At 73.8% G+C, this 5,795-nt stretch carries 4 protein-coding genes and 2 pseudogenes; 5 read left to right on the forward strand and 1 reads right to left on the reverse strand.

Annotation, left to right across the window (positions count from 1 at the left end):
• Positions 1-265 precede the first annotated feature (265 nt).
• From ABZ641_RS23875 to ABZ641_RS23895, 5 genes and pseudogenes are all read left to right on the forward strand, one after another.
• Positions 266-1,075, forward strand: coding sequence for a sugar phosphate isomerase/epimerase (locus ABZ641_RS23875; protein ID WP_344621513.1), 810 nt, complete (start codon positions 266-268; stop codon positions 1,073-1,075).
• 28 nt (positions 1,076-1,103) lie between these two features.
• Entirely contained in the window at positions 1,104-1,871 is a 768-nt protein-coding gene (locus ABZ641_RS23880) for a class I SAM-dependent methyltransferase (protein WP_344621337.1), read from the forward strand.
• A 137-nt stretch (positions 1,872-2,008) separates the two neighbouring features.
• Positions 2,009-3,520: pseudogene (gene ilvD / locus ABZ641_RS23885) on the forward strand (dihydroxy-acid dehydratase); the annotation flags it as partial.
• Between the two features lie 33 nt (positions 3,521-3,553).
• Positions 3,554-4,717 (forward strand): CDP-glycerol glycerophosphotransferase family protein, encoded by a 1,164-nt coding sequence (locus tag ABZ641_RS23890; protein ID WP_359984722.1) that lies wholly within the window; start codon positions 3,554-3,556, stop codon positions 4,715-4,717.
• A 197-nt stretch (positions 4,718-4,914) separates the two neighbouring features.
• Positions 4,915-5,586 carry a lysophospholipid acyltransferase family protein gene (locus ABZ641_RS23895; protein ID WP_344626309.1) on the forward strand — a complete coding sequence of 224 codons (672 nt, stop codon included), beginning with the start codon at positions 4,915-4,917 and terminating at the stop codon, positions 5,584-5,586.
• Here the strand turns inward: ABZ641_RS23895 and ABZ641_RS23900 are convergent.
• A pseudogene (locus ABZ641_RS23900) lies at positions 5,559-5,795 on the reverse strand (alpha/beta hydrolase); the annotation flags it as partial. The gene ABZ641_RS23895 and the pseudogene ABZ641_RS23900 overlap by 28 nt on opposite strands.

Consider the following 5,795-nt stretch of genomic DNA (forward strand, 5'->3'; position numbering starts at 1 on the left):
GCGCCGCCGCGCCCCCGGGGCCGGCACGCTCGGCGAGCGGGCCGCCGCCGCCTCCCGCACCGCCAAGGGCGCCGCCTCGCGGACGGCCAAGGGCGCCGCGACCCGCACCGCCCGCTCCGCGAAGTCCGTGCAGACCGCCACCGCGGCCCGCACCGCCGCCGTCGCCAAGGTCGCCCGCGCGGTGAAGGAGGCCCGCCGCAAGGAGCCGCAGCGGGCGCCCCTGCTGCGCACCACCGACCGCCTGGTGCTGCCCCCGCACCCCGCCGTGCACGTCCCGGACACCAAGGTCGCGCTGTCCACCGCCTCGGTGTACCCGTCGACCACCGAGACCGCCTTCGAGCTGGCCGCCCGGCTCGGCTACGACGGCGTCGAGGTCATGGTCTGGAACGACCCGGTCAGCCAGGACGTCGAGGCGCTGCGCCGGCTCTCCGACGCCCACGCCATGCCGATCCTCGCGGTGCACGCCCCCTGCCTGCTGATCACCCAGCGGGTGTGGACCACCGACCCGTGGACCAAGCTGGTCCGCGCCCGCGCCGCCGCCGAGCGGCTCGGCGCGGACACCGTCGTCGTCCACCCGCCGTTCCGCTGGCAGCGGCAGTACGCCCGGGAGTTCGTCGCCGGGATCGGCCGGATGGCCGGCGAGACGGACGTCCGCTTCGCGGTGGAGAACATGTACCCGTGGCGGTACAAGGACCGCGAGATGCTGGCCTACGCGCCGGGCTGGGACGTCACCGACGAGGAGTACCGGCACTTCACCATCGACCTCTCGCACGCGGCGACCTCCCGGATCGACGCCCTGGAGATGGCCGACCGGATGGGGGACCGCCTCGCCCACATCCACCTCGCCGACGGCTCCGGCTCCGGCAAGGACGAGCACCTGATCCCGGGCCGCGGCAAGCAGCCCTGCGCCGTGCTGCTGGAGCGCCTCGCCCGCAACGGCTTCGACGGGCACGTGGTGCTGGAGGTCAACACCCGCCGCTCCGCCTCGGCCGCCGAGCGGGAGGCCGACCTCGCCGAGGCCCTCGCCTTCACCCGGCTGCACCTCGCCACCCCCGCCCGGACGCACCGGGGTTAGCCTGTCCCGGTACCGAGGGAGGCAGGACATGACAGACCTTCAGCAGCAGGCCCACGCACTCTCGTTCGGACCGGTCGCGGAGCAGTACGCCGCGGCGCGGCCCACCTACCCGGCCGAGCTCTTCGACGAGCTGGAGCGCCTCGCCGGCCGCCCGCTCGCCGGGGCCGACGTGGTCGACGTCGGCGCCGGGACGGGCATCGCCACCCGGCTGCTCGCCGCCCGCGGCGCCCGGGTGCTCGCCGTCGAGCCCAGCGGCGGCATGGCGGCCCGGCTGCGGGCCGTCTCGCCGGAGATCCCGGTGGTGAAGGGCGTCGGCGACGACCTGCCCTGCCACGACGGCTCCGCCGACCTGGTCACCTACGCCCAGGCCTTCCACTGGACGGACCCGGAGCGCTCGGTGCCCGAGGCGCTGCGGGTGCTGCGTCCCGGCGGCGCGCTCGCGCTCTGGTGGAACGTCAAGGACGACGCCGAGGACTGGATCGCCGACCAGCAGCAGCGGCTCGGCCGGGCGCTGCCCTCGTACCACGCCTACCGCTCCACGCCGCAGGACCTCGCCGGCCCGCTGGGCGCCCACGGGCTGCGGGTGGAGACCGCCCGGCTGCACTGGGCCCGGCGGGTGACCGTGGAGAGCCACCTGGCCGACCTGGAGTCGCGCTCCTACGTCGCGGTGCTGCCGCCCGAGCAGCGGGCGCCGGTGCTGGCCGCCGAGCGGGACGCCTTGCTGGCCGCCCACCCCGACGGCGTGCTGAACGAGCCGTACGTGCTCGACCTCTTCGTGGCCCGGACGGCGGCCTGACCCGTGGACGCGCTGACCGCATCGCGGACAGCGCGTCCACCGCCCGGACCGGGGGGCGTAACCTCGGTAGGACAGCGGTCCTGCACCCTCTTCCACCAGCGCAGCGGCCGCCCGCAGGCCCCGAAGGAGTGGAGCGCATGCCCGAGCTGAGGTCCCGTACCGTCACCCACGGCCGCAACATGGCGGGCGCCCGCGCCCTTCTCCGGGCCGCCGGCGTAGCCCGGGAGGACTTCGGCAAGCCGATCATCGCGGTGGCCAACTCCTTCACCGAGTTCGTGCCGGGCCACACCCACCTGCAGCCGGTGGGCCGGATCGTCTCCGAGGCGATCAAGGAGGCCGGCGGCATCCCGCGCGAGTTCAACACCATCGCCGTCGACGACGGCATCGCGATGGGCCACGGCGGCATGCTCTACTCGCTGCCCTCGCGCGACCTGATCGCCGACTCGGTCGAGTACATGGTCAACGCGCACTGCGCGGACGCCCTGATCTGCATCTCCAACTGCGACAAGATCACCCCCGGCATGCTGATGGCCGCGCTGCGCCTCAACATCCCGACGGTCTTCGTCTCCGGCGGCCCGATGGAGGCCGGCAAGGCCACCCTGGTCGACGGCACCGTCCGCAAGCTCGACCTGGTCGACGCGATCTCCCAGGCGGTCAACGAGAACGTCTCCGACGAGGACATCGCCATCATCGAGGAGAACGCCTGTCCGACCTGCGGGTCGTGCTCGGGCATGTTCACCGCCAACTCGATGAACTGCCTCACCGAGGCGATCGGCCTCTCGCTGCCCGGCAACGGCTCCGTGCTGGCCACCCACACCGCCCGCCGCGCCCTCTACGAGCGGGCCGGGCAGACGGTCGTCGAGATCACCAAGCGGCACTACCACCAGGACGACGAGTCCGTGCTGCCGCGCAACATCGCCACCCGGGCCGCGTTCGAGAACGCCATGGCCCTGGACATCGCGATGGGCGGCTCCACCAACACGATCCTGCACCTGCTCGCCGCCGCCCAGGAGGCCGAGCTCGACTTCGACATGCGGGCCATCGACGCGATCTCCCGCAAGGTCCCCTGCCTCTCCAAGGTCGCGCCGAACGGCTCGTACTACATGGAGGACGTGCACCGGGCCGGCGGCATCCCCGCCATCCTCGGCGAGCTGTACCGCGGCGGCCTGCTCAACGAGGACGTGCACACCGTGCACTCCGACTCGCTCGCCGAGTGGCTGAAGACCTGGGACGTCCGCGGCGGCTCGCCCTCCGCCGAGGCCGTCGAACTGTGGCACGCCGCCCCCGGCTGCAAGCGCACCTCCGAGGCCTTCGCCCAGTCCGAGCGCTGGGAGTCCCTGGACACCGACGCCGCCAAGGGCTGCATCCGCAGCGTCGAGCACGCCTACTCCGTCGAGGGCGGCCTGGCCGTGCTGTACGGCAACCTCGCCGAGGACGGCTGCATCGTGAAGACCGCCGGCGTCGACGAGTCGATCTGGACCTTCAGCGGCCCGGCCGTCGTCGTCGAGTCGCAGGAGGACGCCGTCGAGGCGATCCTCGCCAAGCGGGTCAAGGAGGGCGACGTCGTCGTCATCCGCTACGAGGGCCCCAAGGGCGGCCCCGGCATGCAGGAGATGCTCTACCCGACCTCCTTCCTCAAGGGCCGCGGCACCCTGGCCGTCGCCCCGGCCGTCCGCCGGGTGGTGCGCGGCGGCGCCCGGTTCGCCGTCTACAACGCCTTCCGCCGGCTGCCGCTGGACGAGCACCTCGCGGTGTACGCCGCCTACTGGCACCGCGGCTACGCCTGCAACCCGGCCGCCATCTACGAGCGGGCCCGCGAACTGGCCCCGCAGATCCGCGGCGTGTGGGTGGTGGAGACCCCCGCGCAGGCCGCCGCGCTGCCGCCCGGGGTGCCGTACGTGCTGCTCAACTCCCCCGGCTACCTGCGGGCGATGGCCACCGCCAAGTACTTCGTCAACAACGTCAACTTCCCGCACACCATGGGCAAGCGGCCGGGCTCCGTGCACCTGCAGACCCAGCACGGCACCCCGCTCAAGAGCATGGGGATGGACCTGAAGGACCATCCGATCGCCGCGGACGGCATGGACTTCGGCCGCCTCCAGGAGGCCGTCGACCGCTGGGACTACCTGGTCTCCCCCAATCCGCACACCAGCGAGCACTTCGCCCGCGCCTTCCCCGGCCGGTACCGGATCCTGGAGACCGGCTACCCGCGCAACGACCGGCTGGCGCTCGCCACCGCCGAGGAGTGCGCCGCCGTCCGCGAGGCACTCGGCATCCGCACCGGGCAGCGCACCGTGCTCTACGCGCCGACCCACCGGGAGGCCCGCGGCGGCTACCTGCCGCTGCTCGACCTGCCCGAGCTGGCCCGCCGGCTCGGCCCCGGTCACACCGTGCTGGTGCGCACCCACTACTTCCACACCGGCGGTGCGGGCGACCTCACCGCCGGTCCCGACGCCGCCCGCATCGTGGACGTCTCCGACCACCCGGTGGTCGAGGACCTGTACCTCGCCGCGGACGCGCTGGTCACGGACTACTCCTCGATGATGTTCGACTACGCCGTGCTGGACCGGCCGATCACGCTCTTCGCCCCGGACTGGGACGAGTACCGGGCCGTCCGCGGCGTCTACTTCGACCTGCTCGCCGAGCCGCCCGGCGCGGTCGCCACCACCACCGGGCAGGCGGCCGACGCCCTGCTGGCCGGCGACCCGGACCCGCAGCTGCGGGCGCGCTTCCGCGAGCGGTTCTGCCCGTGGGACGACGGACACGCCGCCGAGCGCGTCGTCCGGGAGGTCTTCCCGACCGGCGCGCAGGCCACCGCCCCGGACCGCCGGGTGCTCACGGCCTGACACCGCCCCGGCGCACCGGGTGACGGTCCGTCAGCCTACCGTGTCCGGCTGCGCGACCGCGCGGGTGCGCAGCGTGACGAGGATCTCGGTCGACCCGCCCCGGGAGGGAGTGGACGGACGCCGGGGTGCATGTCGTAGTGTGCGGACTGATCCCGCGCCGACCGGTCGGGACACCGTCGGCCGGCCAGGGAGGGCCCATGCTCAACCTCATCACGAAGCTCGTGCTCAAGCCGCTGGCGAAGACCGTCTACCGGCCGGTCGTCGAGGGCCTGGAGCATGTGCCTCGCAAGGGTGGGGTGATCCTGGCCAGCAACCACCTGTCCTTCATCGACAGCGTGGTGATCCCGCTGACGGCCCCGCGCCAGGTGTACTTCCTGGCGAAGGCCGAGTACTTCACCGGCACCGGGCTCAAGGGTGCGATCTCCCGCGCGTTCTTCACCTCGGTGATCAACGCCGTGCCGGTCGAGCGCGGCGAGATCCGCGCGGCCGCCGCCTCGCTGGAGCAGGCGCTGGAGATCCTCAACGACGGCAAGGCCTTCGGTATCTACCCGGAGGGCACCCGTTCGCTGGACGGCCGGCTCTACAAGGGCAAGACGGGCGTGGCCTGGCTGGCGCTGACCGCCGGCGTGCCGGTCGTCCCGGTCGCCCTGGAGGGCCCGCAGGAGATCCTGCCGGTCGGCCGCCGGATCCCGCGGATCCGCCGGGTGACGGTCCGCTTCGGCAAGCCCCTGCACTTCCCGGAGCTGCACGGCCAGGCCCGTTCGGCCCGGGCCCGCCGCCAGGTCACCGACGAGGTGATGGCGGCGATCCACGAGCTGTCCGGCCAGGAGCTGGCCGAGGCCTACAACGAGGCGCCGAAGGCCGCCTGATCCCGTCCGCGGCCGAGGAAGGCCGCCAGCCGGGCGTTCAGCGCGTCCCCGCCCACCGCGGGCAGCCCGTGGTGCGTGACCCCCTCCAGCACCGCCACCTCGCCGTCCGGCAGCGCCCTGCGGGCCGCCGTGGCGACCTTCCGCGCGTCGTGCGCCCCGCTGCGGCCGGCCACCAGCACCAGCACGGGGCCGCGCAGCGCGGCGGCGTC

Source organism: Kitasatospora sp. NPDC007106 (genome assembly GCF_040634455.1).
Lineage (GTDB): Bacteria > Actinomycetota > Actinomycetes > Streptomycetales > Streptomycetaceae > Kitasatospora > Kitasatospora arboriphila.

Bases quoted from the DNA above. Each gene is read 5' to 3' on its own strand.
- ABZ641_RS23880 (WP_344621337.1), top strand. From the start codon at position 1,104: ATGACAGACCTTCAGCAGCAGGCCCACGCACTCTCGTTCGGACCGGTC.
- ABZ641_RS23895 (WP_344626309.1), top strand. From the start codon at position 4,915: ATGCTCAACCTCATCACGAAGCTCGTGCTCAAGCCGCTGGCGAAGACC.